Origin of the sequence: Dechloromonas denitrificans (assembly GCF_020510665.1) — a bacterium.
In the GTDB taxonomy this organism is placed as follows: domain Bacteria; phylum Pseudomonadota; class Gammaproteobacteria; order Burkholderiales; family Rhodocyclaceae; genus Azonexus; species Azonexus denitrificans_B.
This window is the reverse complement of the sequence record NZ_CP075187.1, coordinates 507,701-523,800: the sequence shown is the minus strand read 5'-3', so window position 1 is coordinate 523,800 and position 16,100 is coordinate 507,701. Positions and strand designations below refer to the sequence as shown.

Sequence of the window (16,100 nt, the reverse complement as noted above, 5' to 3'; positions counted from 1 at the left end):
AGCCAGATGCTAAAAATCAAAAAGGCGCCGCAAGGCGCCTTTTTGTTGTGCTGCGAACGGTCATCGTCCTGAAGCAGCTCCGCGAAAGACAGAACTACAAAACCACCTGCGTTCCCAGTTCGACCACCCGGTTGCTCGGTATCTTGAAGAAGGCGGTTGCCGAGCCGGCGTTGCGGAACATGGCGATGAAGATCTTTTCGCGCCAGAAGGCCATTTCGGAGCCCAGGCGCGGGATCAGCGTTTCGCGGCCGATGAAATACGAGGTTTCGAGCGAATTGAACTCCAGCCCGGAATCGGCACAGAGCAGCAGCGCCTCGGGAATATCCGGCTCATCCTTGAAGCCGTACTGGATCACCACGCTCCAGAAATTCTCCTTCAACTGGCGCACTTCGATCCGGTCGATATCCGGCACGTAAGGCACATCGAAGAACTGCACCGAAACGAGCACCACGCGCTCATGCAGCACCTTGTTGTGCATCAGGTTGTGGAGCAAGGCATGCGGCACGCCCTTGGGGTCGGCATTGAGAAAGACCGATGTGCCAGCGACACGCGTTGGCATTGACGATGCCAGCGACTCGATGAACATCGACAGCTCCAGCCGCTCGCCCTTGAGGCGGTCGGCCAGCAACTGACGGCCGCGCTTCCAGGTGGTCATCAGGATGAACACGCCCATCCCGGCAACCAGCGGGAACCAGCCGCCATCGGGAATCTTGAGGATATTGGCCGCCAGGAACACCAGCTCAACCGCCAGAAAGCACGAGAACAGCAGCACGGCGCGCGTCCAGCCCCACTTCCACGAGCGGGCGACGACCACCGTGGCGAGCAGCGAGGTGATCACCATGTCGCCGGTCACCGCAATGCCGTAGGCTGCGGCCAGATTGTTCGACGACTTGAAGCCGAGCACGAGGATCATCACCGCCGCCATCAAGCCCCAGTTCACCGCCGGCAGGTAGATCTGGCCGGCTTCCTTGTCGGACGTATGCTGAACCTCCATGCGCGGCACGAAGCCCAGCTGCATGGCCTGGCGCGTCACCGAGAAGGCGCCGGAAATCACCGCCTGCGAAGCAATCACCGTGGCCACCGTGGCCAGGCCGACCAAAGGCACCAGCGCCCAATCCGGCGCGAGGTGGAAGAACGGGTTGGCGGCGGCTTCCGGCTCGGCCAGGATCAGCGCGCCCTGACCAAAATAATTGATCACCAGCGCCGGCAGCACAAAGGCAAACCAGGCACGCTGGATAGGCTTGCGGCCAAAATGCCCCATGTCGGCATACAAAGCCTCGGCGCCGGTCACCGCCAGCACCACATTACCCATCGCCACCAGCGCCATCGCCTTGTTGGCGAACAGGAACTCCAGCCCGTAAGCCGGATTCATTGCCGAGAGAATGGCCGGATGATCAACGATGCTGTTGAGGCCGAGCAAAGCCAGCGTTGAGAACCACAGCACCATGATCGGCCCGAAAAACGCGCCGACCACCGCCGTACCGCTGCGCTGGACAAAAAACAGGCCGAATAGCACCAGCATGGTGATCGGAATCACAAAAGACTTGAGCGCCGGGGTAATCACCTCCAGCCCCTCGACCGCCGAAAGCACCGACATGGCCGGCGTGACCATGCCGTCGCCGTAGAACATTGCCGCCCCGAGAATGCCAACGATCATGATCGCCTTCATCTGCCACGGTTTGCCCTGCGCATCGTGCAAGGCCAGCGCGATCATCGCCATCACCCCGCCTTCACCCCGGTTGTCGGCCCGCATGATGAAGATGACGTACTTGATCGAAACAATGATGATCAGCGCCCAGAAGAAGAGCGACAGACTGCCGAAGATGTTGGCCTCGGTGACCGGAATCGGATGATTGCCGGCAAAAACCTCTTTTACGGCATACAACGGGCTGGTGCCGATGTCGCCATAAACCACACCCAGGGCGGCCAGCGCCAGTACGGCAAGGCGCTTGCCGGTCGCATCGACGGCGGAATCGTGACTGCTGCTCATAAAACCCCTTGAAACACCGGCGACTCAAGTCGCTCTGAACATGGTGCAAACTGCGGCCCGCCGAAGATCGACAGTGCCGCCAAAACGTTAACCACCCAGCGCCGACTTCAGCGACTGAACTTCTTCCTGCGACTCTTCGATAATCTCGGCCAGCATGGCCGGATCGAAGATTTCATCCAGCATCGAGGTGTCGACCGCGCCACTCAGCGAAGTATCGCGCCAGCACGCCGAGCGATTGGCGATCTTGTTGGCGACATACAGCACCTCGGACAAAGTCTTGATCTCGGTGATCGGCCGATCCGTTTCGTGTTCCTGCACCGCCGTCACCACCGATTCCGGCAGACCCAGCGCCGAAAGCAGCGCGTGGCCGATGTTGTCGTGCCAATCGACCAGCAGCGCGTGCAGCTCGGGGCGATCGTTGGCGATCTCGGGGAAATTGGCCGCCCGCGACATCAAATAGAAGACGCCGAGGTCATGCACCAGGCCGGCGAACATTGCCTCGTCACCATTGATCTTGGCCAGCTTGCGCGCCAGCACGCGGCACAGCGCCGCAACATGCGAAGAATGCTCCCAGAGCTTCTTCGAAATATCCTCAAAGGGATGCATCTGCTTGGACTTGAGTAACTGCTCCATGGCCACCGCAAACGACACCGTACGCACCGCCTCCATCCCCACCCGGACAATTGCGCTCTTCACATCGGCGATCTCGCGCCCGGAAGGATTGAGCGCCACCGAATTGGACATGCGAATGATCTTGGCGCTCATCAGCGGCTCGGCCCCGACCAGCTTGGCCAGTTGCTCGACACTCAGATTCTGATCCTTCAGCGCGGTGCGCACCTGGAAGGTGATATCGAGAAAAGTCGGGAAGGTAATTTCATCCCCCGACAAATCGCGGGCGATGTCTTCGAGAATCTTGAAAGTAGTAGCGTTGGACATGTCTTTATCCTTGACGGCAATCGGTGCGATGCAAGCTGCATCGGCAGCTTGACCCTGAGCCACCCGCAAAGAACGCGGGCGCAGGATCAGGGCGCATTTTAGCCCGAAAATTTCTCCGGGCAGGCCACAGAATCGGCGGCGGAACACCCCGCCGCCCAAGCCACACACAACGCGCGGCACAACGATATGCCGCAGTATTTCATTCCAACAGAGCCGGCTTGCGGTTTTTAGCCGATTGCTGCGGTCGACCGCGACTTTTGGGCCAATTTGATCAACTCGGCCTCGAAGCGGCGCAGGACGGTTCTGTATTCAAACCAATTAGAAGACCGGGCTAACGATCAATACGCTTTGCCTTGAACCCGCTTTTAGCCATACCAATGATAAAGAGCGTGTTCGTAACCAGATAACGCTTCCACAAGCGCCGTGGCTCGGAACATAGGCGATGGAACCACTCCAGTCCGTAACGCTGCATCCATAGTGGAGCACGCTTGATCGTTCCTGCGTGGTAATCAAATGCCGCACCCACACCAACCATAACAGCCTGAACAGCCCCTTTATGAGCAGCCATCCATTTTTCCTGCTTAGGGCACCCTAAACCAACAAATAACACAGCCGTATTTGCCGAGTTAATTTGATTGACGAAATCTGCATCCTCTTCGGGGGTCAGATCACGAAATGGCGGTGAGATCATTCCACCAATTTTCAAATTTGGATAAGTAGCCAACATTGCTTGTCGCAGTCGGTTCAGTGTTTCTTCTTGACCGCCATAGAAGAACACAACCTGTCCCAAACGTTCGGCTTCAGCCAAGTACCGCCACATCAAATCAGGGCCATTAATTCGCTCTTGAGAAGTAAACCCAGCACGTCGAATTGCCCATGCAATAGGCGCACCGTCCGGAGTAACTATGTCAGCATCCTCGAGAACGCCAGCCAAATCTGAATCCTGCCCTGCGGTCACAGTCATGTGCACATTACAAATGCACACAACAGAACTTCTTCTTTGGTATCCCCACTCAATCAAACGTGCGATCACTTCATCCCAAGCCATCAATCCAAGAGGGACATCTAATATTCGCACTCCACCTTTTAAATTAGGCACCCATATCTCCAATTGCCGAATTATATATATCAATAAGCTTTGAATAATTTTTTTCTGCTGTTAAATCGCGTAAATAGACTTGGCGCGCCTCTAGCCCCATACGTGCCATTTCTTCAGGATGCTCACTGGCCCAACGCATTTTTTCAGCAAGATCACTTGGGTTATTTGGCTCAAATAACAACCCAGTCACCCCATCAATTACCAATTCCTCCAATGCACCAATACGACTCGCTATCACAGGCAATCCGCACGCATAGGCCTCCACAATAGTCCTAGGAAAGTTTTCATACCAAATACTAGGAACAATTAAGGCCATTGCTGCATTCATTTCCGCATGAACACGGCCACTATCCAGCAACCCCAACAAAGTCACACCCGAGACACCATCAAGTTCACTGCGCAACGGACCATCACCAGCTATGCGTATTAAAGGCAATCTAAAACTGGTTAAGGCTTTTGCTAAAACAGAAATCCCCTTTTCAAGTGACAAGCGCCCAACAAATAAAAATCCGGACCTAGAACAATTACTCAATGTAGGTTCATCAATAAAATTGGGCTTAACTGTTATTTTATTTCCAGGCAACCCACCCTCAATAAATTTATTTCTACAAAAATCATTAAGAGCAATATATTTTGTTACTTTATTCTGAAACGTTCCAATCTTACGATGTAACGCAAGCATGCCCGTTAAAACGACAGAAGCGGCAGTTGAATTTCTGTAACACTTTCTGAGCACCCCGCGCCAAGGCAAAGTACCTACACAATCCTCACATACCGCACTATCTCTTAAGTAAAGAGCACTTAAACATGACAGACGAAAATTATGAAGTGTTTGTACCACGGGAATTTTTAAAGAATCAATAGCCCAATACAAAGACGGCGAAATAAGAGGAAAGGTGTTATGCACATGAACAACATCAGGCCGAACTGAAATGATTAATTTTGAAATGTCATCTACAGTTTTTACGGACCACAAGGTTTGTCTCGCGACACTAAATTTATCAGCATTCAGGATCTCATTATTACTTCGAAAATAAGTGACAACCTCATGACCATGCGACTGTAGAAGCTTTATTTCAGAGTCCACAACCGAGTCTTCGCCACCATGACTTTGATAAGAATTATGAACAATCAAAATACGAATTTTATAACTCATCCCAGAACCACTGCTTTAAAATAACAAGCTATTTTTTGAGCAACAATATCTGAGCTAAAATTATTTAAAAACCGGCCTCTGGAAGACACTTTGATTTCACTCATGAAATCATTGTTATCAAGTGATTCAATAATCAGCTTTGCTGCCACACCTGGATCATCAAGTGGTATAAATCGACCTTGAACTTCATCAATGAAGACCTCAGGTATTCCACCTGTAGCAGGGGCAAAAACAGGTAATCCTTTCGCAAGAGCCTCAATGAGTGTCAAAGGCAAATTCTCGATATGTGCCACATGTAAATAGGCTTGATGACCATCTAATAGATCAATTGCATTTTTCCTAAATCCAAGAAAAACAATTTGGTTCTCAACACCAAGACTTACTGCGTATTCTTCGAGCATTTTTCTATCGGGCCCATCACCTACAACAGTCAACTTTAAAATTCGATCTAATTTTTTGGCAGCAGAAATAATCTCCAATGCAAATTTTTGGTTTTTCCTATATTCCAATGTCCCAATAGTTATTAAATCAGCTGAAGTGCAACTTGCTTCACAAACACCTGGATCAAAAATAAAATTTGGAATAACTTTTGATTGCACATTAGTTAATTCTGGAATTCTACCTTCCAAGATACGTTTCATAAAATCAGAAACATAAATTAATGCATCAACTTTTGGAAGGATATCGTTCTCAAATTTCTTAATGGACAGATACAAAGACTCGCCTTTGACAATCTCGCCTCGATCTGACCACTCATCTGCTTGTGAAATATTAAAATGCACCACCATTATTATTTTTTGTGCAGCAGAAACCCTTGCACTCAGTGCAGCCTTAACTGACAAAGGGCATTGCGCATATATAATGCACGGAAGCCCATCGGCCAATTTTTTCTTCAAGTTAACAAAAAGAAAAACTGCGTGCCAATATCTATACCACCAAACACTAAGTGGCTTGCTAAATAGCAATATTAGCCTACGCAACCCGAAAACCGGATAAACAATCCACAAAAATGCCCCGAATGGCGTAATCAAATCAATCTGCATTCCCGCTTTTGAAAACCATTCATAAATCGCTCGAAAATGAGTTTGAACGCCTGTCTCTCCTTCTGGCCTCATAATGGTCGCAATAATTACGGGGGGATTTATGTCTTTTTTCATATAAGCTCAACCATAAAATCAATAGCAAAATAAGTAATTATTAAGCATGAAATTTATTTCGCAGAAATTCCTCAAAAACCCACAATTCCGAATTTATCTGTGGTGTCGAAACATTAAAATATTTAAAAACCTTATAAATATCTGCCACATCGCCAGACTCATCTGGCGGATTAACTAAAAATGGAGCGAAAGCAACAACAGAAACATCAGAAGCACACATTCGTCGAGCATTTAGCAATGCAGTACTGCGGTACCCTAATACAACCTTTGGCGCACTTTCGACGAGTAATTCTTCAAGAGTACTTTTTGAATCACAGACTTCAAAACCCGCACGACTTGCAAAAACACTGAACCTCTTTGGTTCAAAATGATGTGTTTTATATAGTATTTTGCAGCGATAGGTATCGAATAAAACCCGATAAAGCCTATCAAAATAAGATTGACAATCACCCACATCTACGAAATGACCCTGACCTAAAACCCATACCTCATCAAGTTTTCGATGAGATAAAGGAACTGGCTCACCAATTTCTGAACTTATATCCACTATTGGCTTGCCGTGTTCAGCCAATAGCTCTGGATATTGTGAAATTAATGCAGAAACATTCGGCATATTCAAACCGTACGAATGACCGACGATTTTGCATCCAATCCCTCCCCCAAATAGTGGTGGAATCAGTCTCAAAATTGAAAATTTTAAGTTCCAAAAAAACGGGGTTTTTATATTAAGGTACGAACTTAAGCCTTCCGCATATATTGTTACTAATACATTTTTATTCAGAGAGTATTTTGAGTATATCCAATTAAATATTGGATATGCCAACCCTGGAAAACACAGTTCGATTGTTACATCATGCCGAATAGTCTCGAACTGTTTTTTGAAAAACTTGTATGAGTCAATATTCAGCCGTGACAACCTACCTGTCTTGCCTTTTAAACAGCAAATCTCTTTAAATAGAGATTTAACCAACCGATCTGTATCCCTCTCAGCTCCAAAGTAATAAACATGCATCTCACTTCCATTGCTCTTCTTTGCATATTCATTTACATAAAAAAGCTGAGGGCGCGTAAAAGCAAAAAAAACCTTAAGCATTATTTCGCCCGATTCTCCAAAAATACAAATCTACAAGACTACCAAGCATGACAACAATTTCATACACACATCTCAGCACTACGATACTTACTGCGCTCACAAAAATATGATCGAAAAACATAAGTGGCAATACTGAAACAATAGAAGCCGTCAAAACAGACCTAAGAAGCCATTTTGATCGAGCAACTGATATTGCCCAAAATCTCAACGTGGTTGCAATTGCCAAAGCAATTCCAAAAACAGCAAATGAAACGATCAATCGCTTATCTGAAACATACTCTGGCGAAATAAGAATTTTATCAAATCCAAATATTTCGAAATATACACTTGCGCACACAATTAAAAACGGAATCAAAATTACAAAAAAAACACCTAGTAAAATAGTGCTTCCCCCTTTTCCGTTAGCTTCATTTGCAGCAACCAAACGTCGCAAAACAATAGGTTCTATCGCCTGCACTATAAAGAAAATTGGGAAAAGCAATATATCCAAAGCTCTTAGTGACGAATACTGAAAGTCACTCAAATAAAACGGCGAAACAAACAACAATAATTGGCTAAGAAATATATTTACTCCTGAAACAAAGAGCAATTTTCTTCCTGCCTCACCAATTGCAAATACTGATTTTGCAGTGCAATCACACCACGCTTTAAAACCATTAATATTTTTTTTATAAACGCCAAAAATATAAATTCCAGGAAACACTATTGACACAATTACCGTCACTGAAAGTGACTGAATGTCTAGTTTGAAATTACTGGCTAGAGCGATCCCTGCAAACACGCCTAATAGACGCAACATATCCGCTAACGAAGCCTTTGCCACATTTCCACCAAGCAAAAATCCGCGCCGCAACAGGTTGTAACCAACGAACAAAAAACACGCAACCACGGAAACAACTAGGGACATGCCGAACTCTGATTTTTTGATTACATATCCAGACCAGACAACTGAAGCCAAAAGACCTGTAATTAAAAATATCCATAGAGCAGAACACTGATCAGAATTCCCGACCCGCCATAATTGAGTTTTCCAAGAAAGTAAGATTGATGAAAATGAATTGATAATTAAAAAATAAATTGCAATCAAAGAAAAATCTGCTGACGCAGAAAATCTTGAGTAGAAAAAAAGCAGAAAAAAACTGCCGATGCTATATGCGGACTGCGACAACAGCGAATACAGAAACTCTCGCCCCTGTGCACGATTATTACTACTCATCTCTCAAATTTTGCCGATAAAACTTGGCACCTATAATCACAATCCAAAAACACAATGCTCCATGTGGCGACTCAAGTGCGACTTCAAAAAATGCATAATTCACAGCCAAAACAAGGCTTGCTATATAAAACCCGTAATCTCTACTTTGAAGTTTTTTCCGAAAATCAGTCACTTGATACAAGTGAACGACAAGCAAAACAATCCCAATCAAACCATACCTGTAAAAAAACCCCAAAAACGAGTTATGTGGTTCAAGTAACTCCAAATCAACAAAATCTGAATATGGAAATATTCTTTCAAAAAATGATAGATAGTGGCCATTGCCTAACAAAAGCACGCTTTCATCGCTAAAAGCATGATTAATAATTCCGGTCCAGAACATTGTTCTTGTTTCTGCAGTACCAGAGCTATCGCCACGCTCTCTCGTGGCAACATCACCGCCCACGTCATATTCGATACCTAATAAGCCAGCAGCACCTGAAATAAACTGATTGACGACTGGATGGTCTTTAAATACCAAAATACACACCACAAAAAACAAACCTCCGCCATAAAGAACAAACGATGATTTTTTCCTTACTGCGGCATCAGTCGATTTAAAACTAAGAAACGCACTTGATACAAACATTGCTCCAAACAAACCAACAATTGGTGTTCTATACGAGCTTTCCCCTGTAAAAATCCCCAACCCAACACCAAGAAACAAAACAAGAATCACAGACAATTTAATTACATCTATTTTTTCACGATAATATTCTGCAACAAACAAAAAGCTAAGCACTAATGCACTTAATGTTGGCCGTATATCCTCCCCACTAATAACCACGGCAGAAACACTTACCATCACCGCTATTATCATGGCATTATCGAAAATTATTCGATACAACCGCTCTCCGTAAACAAACACAATTATAGGTATAACCATATATACGGACATTGCAAATCTTCTAATATTATTTTCAGAGAACTCGCCTGAAAAAAGTTCGTATATCAACCACGATATAGAAAACCCCATCATTAATACAAACTGGATATATTTACCACGAAACTTATACAAATATGAAACCACAACAAAAAAGTTTGCCAACACCAAAATATCAAATAAATATATCGGCCCCAAAGAAATCTTAGAGGCCGCTCTATTGAATATAAATATAAGCAAAACTAAACTAACACTCGGCAATGCCAACATTATTTAATGTCTTTTAAATTCAAACAAGTTAAAACAACGGACTTTAGTACGCAGGCCCTTCCCGCATAATTTCTTTTGCAGGATTTCCTGCAACAACAGATCCTTCCGAAACATTTTTTGTGACAACCGCCCCTGCTCCAATAACTGCACGGTGCCCAATCACTACACCACCAACAATTACTGCATTTGGGTACACAATCACATCATCGCCCAACGTTGGAACACCTTTACTTGTCCCAAAAATTTTCTCGCCTATTGTTACACCATGGTACAGAGTTACATTTTTACCAATAATTGCATGGCTGTTAACCACCACGGAAAATGGGTGCCCCATCCTTATATCGTCATTTTTTGATGGCAACTCAACGTGAAATACACATTTTGCAAAAATTCTAAGAAATGGGATTTTTGTCCTACAACACCAAAGAACAAATCTATTTATCAAACCAAGCTTAATATTTCTTACTTTTTGCAAAGCCAAATAATCTTCTTTGGAAATTATTTTCATATAAACGGGCCACCTCAAACAACAAAAAGCATTAAATGCACTGCCGCCAAACAACAATTAAACATTAACAATATTTAATTATTAGTGCTCTGCACTAACCGCCACCTCAAACCCATGCTTCTTCAACAGCGCATGGCGCTTGGCAGACTCCAGATCGTTGGCAACCATTTCTTCGCACATTTCCTGCACCGTAATTTCCGGCACCCAGCCGAGTTTCTGCTTGGCCTTGCTTGGGTCGCCGAGCAGGGTTTCCACTTCTGCCGGGCGGAAGTAGCGCGGGTCGATCTTCACAATCACGTCGCCCACCTTGAGTGCGGGTGCGTTATCGCCCTTGATGGCGGCCACGATGGCCACTTCATCGACACCCGTGCCTTCAAAGCGCAGCGTGATGCCGAGGTGTTCGGCTGACCAGCTGATGAACTGGCGCACGGTGTATTGCACGCCGGTGGCGATCACGAAGTCTTCCGGGGTGTCTTGCTGCAGCATCATCCACTGCATGCGCACGTAGTCCTTGGCGTGGCCCCAGTCGCGCAGCGAATCGATGTTGCCCATGTACAGGCAGCTTTCCAGCCCCTGGGCAATGTTGGCCAGGCCGCGGGTGATCTTGCGGGTCACAAAGGTTTCGCCACGGCGCGGTGATTCGTGGTTGAACAGAATGCCGTTACAGGCATACATGCCATAGGCTTCGCGGTAGTTAACGGTGATCCAGTAGGCGTACATCTTGGCAACAGCGTAGGGGCTGCGCGGGTAGAACGGCGTGGTTTCCTTCTGCGGGGTTTCCTGCACCAGGCCGTAAAGCTCGGAGGTGGATGCCTGGTAGAACCGGGTTTTCTTCTCCAGCCCCAGGAAGCGGATGGCTTCAAGCAGGCGCAGCGTGCCGATGGCGTCTACGTCGGCAGTGTATTCCGGTGCTTCAAAGCTGACAGCCACGTGCGATTGGGCGCCCAGGTTGTAAACCTCGTCCGGCTGCACCTCCTGCAGGATGCGCGTCAGGTTGGAGGTGTCGGAAAGATCGCCGTAGTGCAGCTTGAAGCGGCTGTTTTCGATGTGTGGATCTTCGTAGATGTGGTCAACGCGCTGGGTGTTGAACAGCGAGGCGCGGCGCTTGATGCCGTGCACCACATAGCCCTTTTCGAGCAGGAATTCAGCAAGGTAGGAACCGTCCTGGCCGGTAACACCAGTAATGAGGGCGACTTTGGGTTGTTGTGTGGTCATGGTTGTTTGATTGGTCATGGTTTCTTTCGAATTGCTGGATTATTTGAGCTTCTTGGTTGCACCGTAGACGATTAAGGTTTGCATCTGGTGAATAGCCGTCGTGTTTAATGCTTTGAGGCGCTCTGCTTGCGCCATGCCTTGGCGTATGTACTCAGCGTTTAGACTCTCAAGGTTGGCGAGTACCAGTAGTTGCTCAACTGCTGAGTGATCCCGCATGTTCCCTTCTTTGTTGGGGTTCATTTCCCGCCACTGGCGGGCTGTAACGCCAAACAAAGCAACATTGAGCACATCAGCTTCTGTGGCGTACAGGAGGTTTGCTTGTTGAGGCGTTACGCTGTTGGGCACAAGTACCTTGGCGATCGCGTCGGTATGAATCCGGTAATTGATCTTTGCGAGACTGCGAGTCAGGTTCCATTCTTGAGCCCGTAAGGTGATTTCCTCATCCTTGAGTCTCTGGAATTCTTTGATCAGGAAGAGTTTGAATTTCGGGCTGATCCAGCTCGCAAACTCGAAGGCAATGTCCTTGTGGGCGTAGGTTCCGCCATATCGGCCGGTCTTGGCAATCAGGCCAATCGCGCCGGTTTTTGCAACCCATTGTTTGATCGAAATAGCAAAGCGGTTGAAACCAGCCTCACTTTTAATTCCCTCGAATTCGAGGGAATTAAAACCCGGGTTGTACATTTCTTCCCAAATGGACAGAAATTCCAGCGTATTTTTATTGCGCAACCAATTTTCAATCACGGCAGAGCCACCATCCAACCCTTTGACCATGTCAGTCAGAGAGATGAAGTCGAGTTCCCGATGTTCGACGACTGTCACAGGAACATCCTGCACAACGATCACCTGGTTCTTGGTCATCTTTGCTGCCCATGGAACGAAAAGGCGTCGAATTCGACCCCTCTCTCGGCGAGGTAATCCGCATAGGCTTGCTGCAAGCCTTGCTTGAGATCGATGCGGGCTTTCCAGCCCAGTGTTTCGAGACGGCTGCTGTCCATCAGTTTGCGGAAGGTGCCGTCCGGCTTGCTGGTGTCGAATTCGATATTGCCGGTATAGCCCACCACTTCGGCGACCAGTTGGGCGGCTTCCCTGATCGTCAGGTCGCTGCCGTAGCCCACGTTGATGTGGCTGAGCATGGGCTGGGTGTTGGCGTCGTAACCGGCTTTGTCCAGGTTCATCACGAAGATGCTGGCGGCGGCCATGTCGTCCACGTGCAGAAACTCGCGGTACGGCGTGCCGGTGCCCCAGAGCGTTACGCTGGTTTTGGGGCTGATGCTGCGGTCGACCGCGTCAAAGCCGATCATTTGGCAAATATCAGCCGGGATTTCGCCCTTGCGCTGCTGGTCGGCCTCAATGCCGGCAAGGTCGCCGGCCCGCGCCAGTTTGGCCAGGTGAAACTTGCGGATCATCGCCGGCAGCACGTGGCTGTTGGCCAGGTGGTAGTTGTCGCCGGGGCCGTAGAGGTTGGTCGGCATCACGCTGCGGTAGTCGCGGCCGTATTGGCGGTTGTAGCTTTCGCACAGCTTGATGCCGGCAATCTTGGCAATGGCGTAAGGCTCGTTGGTGGCTTCAAGCACGCCGGTCAGCAGCGCGTCTTCACGCATCGGCTGGGCAACGGCCTTGGGGTAGATGCAGCTGGAGCCAAGAAAGAGCAGCTTTTGCACGCCGTGGGCGTGGGCCGACTGAATGATGTTGGCCTGGATCATCAGGTTTTCGTAGATGAACTGGGCCGGGTAGGTATTGTTGGCGTAGATGCCGCCCACCTTGGCCGCCGCAAGGTACACCTGCGTCGGCTTTTCTGCGGCAAAAAAGGCGTCGACCGCAGCCTGGCTGGTCAGGTCGAGCTCGGCGTGGGTGCGGGTGACAATGCTCTGCTGCCCGGCTGCCTTGAGTTGGCGAACAATGGCCGAGCCGACCATGCCGCGATGACCGGCTACGTAGATTTTGGTTTGTGCGTTGGATGACGACATGAATTCAGCAAGTTTTTGAGTTGTGTGCTCGATGTGAGCGTCGACCTTCCCCTTAAAAACAGCTGATTAGCGCGGTCGACCGCGCGATTTTCCCATTTCCCGCCACAATGATAAAGAAATATCGTGCAGCGCAGCATTGGGGCATAAACCCCTATCACCATGGTGATATTTCATATGCTTTTCAGGGGAACAACGGGTAATCGAGCGGTTGAAACTTGCCGGGCAACGAGGGCTGATTTCGGGGTGAGTGGTCGCGTTATTGTAAAAATAGGTATTCAACGAGATATCTTGGCAGAAAAACATCGCACCGGGAGATCGCCCGTCGTATCACGCCACGCCTGGTCACCAAACAAGCCGACTCGAATTGCTTTATTTTTCAGGAAAACACTGGTTTTTTCCTGAAAAATAACTATCCTTCGATGAATGCAAGCCATTGAACAAAAGATACTTTCAAGGATATATGGGCGCGGTAGGGGTTGGGCATTTACAAAAACAGATTTTATTGCTGGTTTTGGTGAAACCAATATCCATCAGGCGCTATCCACGCTGGCCCGCTCGGGGCGGATTCGTCGCGTCTGCCATGGGGTTTATGATTACCCGCGCTACAGCGATCTACTCGGCCAGAACTTGAGCCCGGATATCGATCAAGTTGCGGAGGCGCTGTCGCGCAAGTTCAATTGGCGAATTCAGCCCTCAGGCGAGGCGGCTCTTAACATGCTCGGCCTGTCGACACAGGTGCCAGGCCGCTGGGTCTATCTTTCCGACGGGCCAAGCCGAGAGTATCCGGTTGGCAAAGATAGCCTACAGGTACTGGCTTTTCGCAAGGCGCCGCTCAAGGATGTCGGTTTCAAATTTCGCGAGAGCGGCCTTCTGGTTCAGGCACTGAAGGCGCTCGGCAAGGAACGGGTAGATGCAGCAGTTATCGATACACTGCGCCGCTGGCTGCCAACCAGGCTACACCATGCCGTGCTCAACGATACGCGAACTGTTAGCGGCTGGATCTTGCAGATTATCAAGCAGGTTTGCGAGGAGGTCGGCGAATGAAGAAAGTTGCTCAACTTTCGGCCAAGCAACGCCGCGAGCTCTTTTCTGAAGCAGCGGCCCGGCTTCGCATGACACCAGCAGTGGTTGAAAAGGATTTCTGGGTAACCTGGGTCCTCGACCGCCTGTTTTCCACACCGAACTTGGCTCGCTTGCTGATGTTCAAGGGCGGCACCAGCCTGTCCAAGGTCTATGGCTTGATCGAGCGGTTTTCAGAAGATATCGACCTGATTCTTGACTGGCGGGTGCTCGGCAACGACGATCCGCTGGCCGAACGTTCGAAAAGCCGCCAAACGGCATTCAACGAAGCAATCAATGAGCAGGCCAAGGCTTACATTGCCGGCCCCTTGCTGACTGAACTATCGACGGCATTGGCTGGTATCGCCGAATGCCGGATCGGCGACGATGATCCGCATGTGATCGAGGTTCGCTATCCGGCGGCTTTTGCCGATACCTACTTGCGCCCCGAAGTAAGGCTGGAAATTGGCCCACTGGCCGCTTGGCTGCCACATGAAAATCGTACGATTACGGCTTATGCAGCAGAAGCGTTTCCCAGTTTGTTTGACCGGCGCGAAGTGGCGGTGCGGGTGATCAGTGCAGAGCGAACTTTCTGGGAGAAGGCAACCATACTGCATCAGGAAGCGCATCGCCCTGATGGTACGCCGCAGCCATCCCGCTATTCACGCCATTACTACGACCTGGCCCGGATGGCAGATTCACCGGTACAGGTGACAGCCCTCGCCAATCGAGCCTTATTGGCCAACGTTGTCGAGTTCAAGCAACGGTTCTATCCACGCGCCTGGGCGCGCTACGATCTCGCCACACTAGGCAGCTTGCGCTTGTTGCCCGGTGATGCTGTATTGGCAACGGTATCAGCTGATTACCGCGCAATGGCCAACATGATCTTCGGCCAAATTCCACTTTTTGCAGACATTGTGGAGCAACTGGATACCCTTGAAAAAGCCATCAATGGCAAGGTTCCATAGCAAAAAGCCCGGTAACCACTACGGTTACCGGGCTTTATTTACTTTTTAAAACCAGGTGTATTTCAAAACGGGATGTCGTCGCCGAGATCGTCGAACGAAGGTTTCGGCTTGTTGGCACGGGCCGGTGCCGGCGAGTAATCCGGTTCGTTGTCGTAACCGCCGCCACCGCCGCCGCCCGAAGAGGCCGGGGCGCCCATGCCTTGACGCGAGCCGAGCATGGTCATTTCAGCACCGCGAATTTCGGTGGTGTAACGCTCCTGGCCGTCCTTGTCGGTCCATTTGCGGGTGCGCAGGCTGCCTTCGACATAAACCTGCGAACCTTTCTTGAGGTATTGGCCGGCGATTTCAGCCAGCTTGCCGAAGAAGGAAATGCGGTGCCATTCGGTCAGTTCCTTCTTTTCGCCGCTCGCCTTGTCGCGCCAGGATTCGGTCGTGGCCAGGGTGAAGTTGCACATGGCTTCGCCGCTGGCGGTGTAGCGAACTTCCGGGTCCTTGCCCAGGTTACCGACGAGAATCACCTTGTTTACCGATGCCATTACCCTTT

Annotated in this window: 15 protein-coding genes; 2 read left to right on the top strand and 13 right to left on the bottom strand. The window is 49.0% G+C overall.

Annotated elements, in window-relative coordinates; translation table 11 throughout:
- Nucleotides 1-94: 94 nt before the first annotated feature.
- The 12 genes from KI614_RS02465 to KI614_RS02410 form a co-directional block, all read right to left on the bottom strand.
- On the bottom strand, nt 95-1,990 hold the full coding sequence (locus KI614_RS02465; protein WP_226407617.1) for a potassium transporter Kup: 1,896 nt from the start codon (nt 1,988-1,990) through the stop codon (nt 95-97).
- An 87-nt stretch (nt 1,991-2,077) separates the two neighbouring features.
- The gene (locus KI614_RS02460; protein WP_226407615.1) at nt 2,078-2,926 is read right to left on the bottom strand and encodes an HDOD domain-containing protein; all 849 of its coding nucleotides are present in this window, start codon (nt 2,924-2,926) and stop codon (nt 2,078-2,080) included.
- Between the two features lie 331 nt (nt 2,927-3,257).
- Nucleotides 3,258-4,025: a WecB/TagA/CpsF family glycosyltransferase gene (locus tag KI614_RS02455; RefSeq protein ID WP_226407613.1), complete on the bottom strand. Its 768-nt coding sequence runs from the start codon at nt 4,023-4,025 to the stop codon at nt 3,258-3,260.
- Complete coding sequence (locus tag KI614_RS02450) at nt 4,018-5,181, bottom strand: glycosyltransferase family 4 protein (RefSeq protein WP_226407611.1); 1,164 nt, start codon at nt 5,179-5,181, stop codon at nt 4,018-4,020. The genes KI614_RS02455 and KI614_RS02450 overlap by 8 nt, the downstream gene beginning before the upstream one ends.
- Entirely contained in the window at nt 5,178-6,338 is a 1,161-nt protein-coding gene (locus tag KI614_RS02445; protein WP_226407609.1) for a glycosyltransferase family 4 protein, read from the bottom strand. Before KI614_RS02445 ends, KI614_RS02450 begins: the two co-directional genes overlap by 4 nt.
- 40 nt (nt 6,339-6,378) lie before the next feature.
- Entirely contained in the window at nt 6,379-7,431 is a 1,053-nt protein-coding gene (locus KI614_RS02440; RefSeq protein WP_226407607.1) for an alpha-2,8-polysialyltransferase family protein, read from the bottom strand.
- Nucleotides 7,424-8,647, bottom strand: a complete 1,224-nt coding sequence (locus KI614_RS02435; protein WP_226407605.1) for a hypothetical protein — start codon at nt 8,645-8,647, stop codon at nt 7,424-7,426. The genes KI614_RS02440 and KI614_RS02435 overlap by 8 nt, the downstream gene beginning before the upstream one ends.
- On the bottom strand, nt 8,640-9,839 hold the full coding sequence (locus tag KI614_RS02430; protein WP_226407603.1) for a hypothetical protein: 1,200 nt from the start codon (nt 9,837-9,839) through the stop codon (nt 8,640-8,642). Before KI614_RS02430 ends, KI614_RS02435 begins: the two co-directional genes overlap by 8 nt.
- A 43-nt stretch (nt 9,840-9,882) precedes the next feature.
- Nucleotides 9,883-10,347 (bottom strand): serine O-acetyltransferase, encoded by a 465-nt coding sequence (locus tag KI614_RS02425; RefSeq protein ID WP_226407602.1) that lies wholly within the window; start codon nt 10,345-10,347, stop codon nt 9,883-9,885.
- Between the two features lie 81 nt (nt 10,348-10,428).
- Entirely contained in the window at nt 10,429-11,580 is a 1,152-nt protein-coding gene (gmd, locus tag KI614_RS02420; RefSeq protein WP_226407601.1) for a GDP-mannose 4,6-dehydratase, read from the bottom strand.
- 21 nt (nt 11,581-11,601) lie between these two features.
- Nucleotides 11,602-12,420, bottom strand: a complete 819-nt coding sequence (locus tag KI614_RS02415) for a KilA-N domain-containing protein (protein ID WP_226407600.1) — start codon at nt 12,418-12,420, stop codon at nt 11,602-11,604.
- On the bottom strand, nt 12,417-13,529 hold the full coding sequence (locus KI614_RS02410; protein WP_226407599.1) for a GDP-L-fucose synthase family protein: 1,113 nt from the start codon (nt 13,527-13,529) through the stop codon (nt 12,417-12,419). Before KI614_RS02410 ends, KI614_RS02415 begins: the two co-directional genes overlap by 4 nt.
- Before the next feature lie 423 nt (nt 13,530-13,952).
- Between KI614_RS02410 and KI614_RS02405 the strand changes: the two genes are divergently transcribed.
- Both KI614_RS02405 and KI614_RS02400 read left to right on the top strand, forming a co-directional pair.
- Entirely contained in the window at nt 13,953-14,573 is a 621-nt protein-coding gene (locus KI614_RS02405) for a DUF6088 family protein (protein WP_226407598.1), read from the top strand.
- Nucleotides 14,570-15,556 (top strand): nucleotidyl transferase AbiEii/AbiGii toxin family protein, encoded by a 987-nt coding sequence (locus KI614_RS02400; RefSeq protein WP_226407597.1) that lies wholly within the window; start codon nt 14,570-14,572, stop codon nt 15,554-15,556. Before KI614_RS02405 ends, KI614_RS02400 begins: the two co-directional genes overlap by 4 nt.
- A gap of 62 nt (nt 15,557-15,618) precedes the next feature.
- Here the strand turns inward: KI614_RS02400 and ssb are convergent, their stop codons facing one another.
- Nucleotides 15,619-16,092, bottom strand: coding sequence for a single-stranded DNA-binding protein (gene ssb / locus KI614_RS02395; RefSeq protein ID WP_203468522.1), 474 nt, complete (start codon nt 16,090-16,092; stop codon nt 15,619-15,621).
- Nucleotides 16,093-16,100: the final 8 nt, after the last annotated feature.

What these genes read in the sequence shown, in the direction of transcription:
- KI614_RS02465 (WP_226407617.1), bottom strand. Translation starts at nt 1,990, where the DNA reads ATGAGCAGCAGTCACGATTCCGCCGTCGATGCGACCGGCAAGCGCCTT.
- KI614_RS02460 (WP_226407615.1), bottom strand. Translation starts at nt 2,926, where the DNA reads ATGTCCAACGCTACTACTTTCAAGATTCTCGAAGACATCGCCCGCGAT.
- KI614_RS02450 (WP_226407611.1), bottom strand. Translation starts at nt 5,181, where the DNA reads ATGAGTTATAAAATTCGTATTTTGATTGTTCATAATTCTTATCAAAGT.
- KI614_RS02445 (WP_226407609.1), bottom strand. Translation starts at nt 6,338, where the DNA reads ATGAAAAAAGACATAAATCCCCCCGTAATTATTGCGACCATTATGAGG.
- KI614_RS02440 (WP_226407607.1), bottom strand. Translation starts at nt 7,431, where the DNA reads ATGCTTAAGGTTTTTTTTGCTTTTACGCGCCCTCAGCTTTTTTATGTA.
- KI614_RS02435 (WP_226407605.1), bottom strand. Translation starts at nt 8,647, where the DNA reads ATGAGTAGTAATAATCGTGCACAGGGGCGAGAGTTTCTGTATTCGCTG.
- KI614_RS02430 (WP_226407603.1), bottom strand. Translation starts at nt 9,839, where the DNA reads ATGTTGGCATTGCCGAGTGTTAGTTTAGTTTTGCTTATATTTATATTC.
- KI614_RS02425 (WP_226407602.1), bottom strand. Translation starts at nt 10,347, where the DNA reads ATGAAAATAATTTCCAAAGAAGATTATTTGGCTTTGCAAAAAGTAAGA.
- gmd (WP_226407601.1), bottom strand. Translation starts at nt 11,580, where the DNA reads ATGACCAATCAAACAACCATGACCACACAACAACCCAAAGTCGCCCTC.
- KI614_RS02415 (WP_226407600.1), bottom strand. Translation starts at nt 12,420, where the DNA reads ATGACCAAGAACCAGGTGATCGTTGTGCAGGATGTTCCTGTGACAGTC.
- KI614_RS02410 (WP_226407599.1), bottom strand. Translation starts at nt 13,529, where the DNA reads ATGTCGTCATCCAACGCACAAACCAAAATCTACGTAGCCGGTCATCGC.
- KI614_RS02405 (WP_226407598.1), top strand. Translation starts at nt 13,953, where the DNA reads ATGCAAGCCATTGAACAAAAGATACTTTCAAGGATATATGGGCGCGGT.
- KI614_RS02400 (WP_226407597.1), top strand. Translation starts at nt 14,570, where the DNA reads ATGAAGAAAGTTGCTCAACTTTCGGCCAAGCAACGCCGCGAGCTCTTT.
- ssb (WP_203468522.1), bottom strand. Translation starts at nt 16,092, where the DNA reads ATGGCATCGGTAAACAAGGTGATTCTCGTCGGTAACCTGGGCAAGGAC.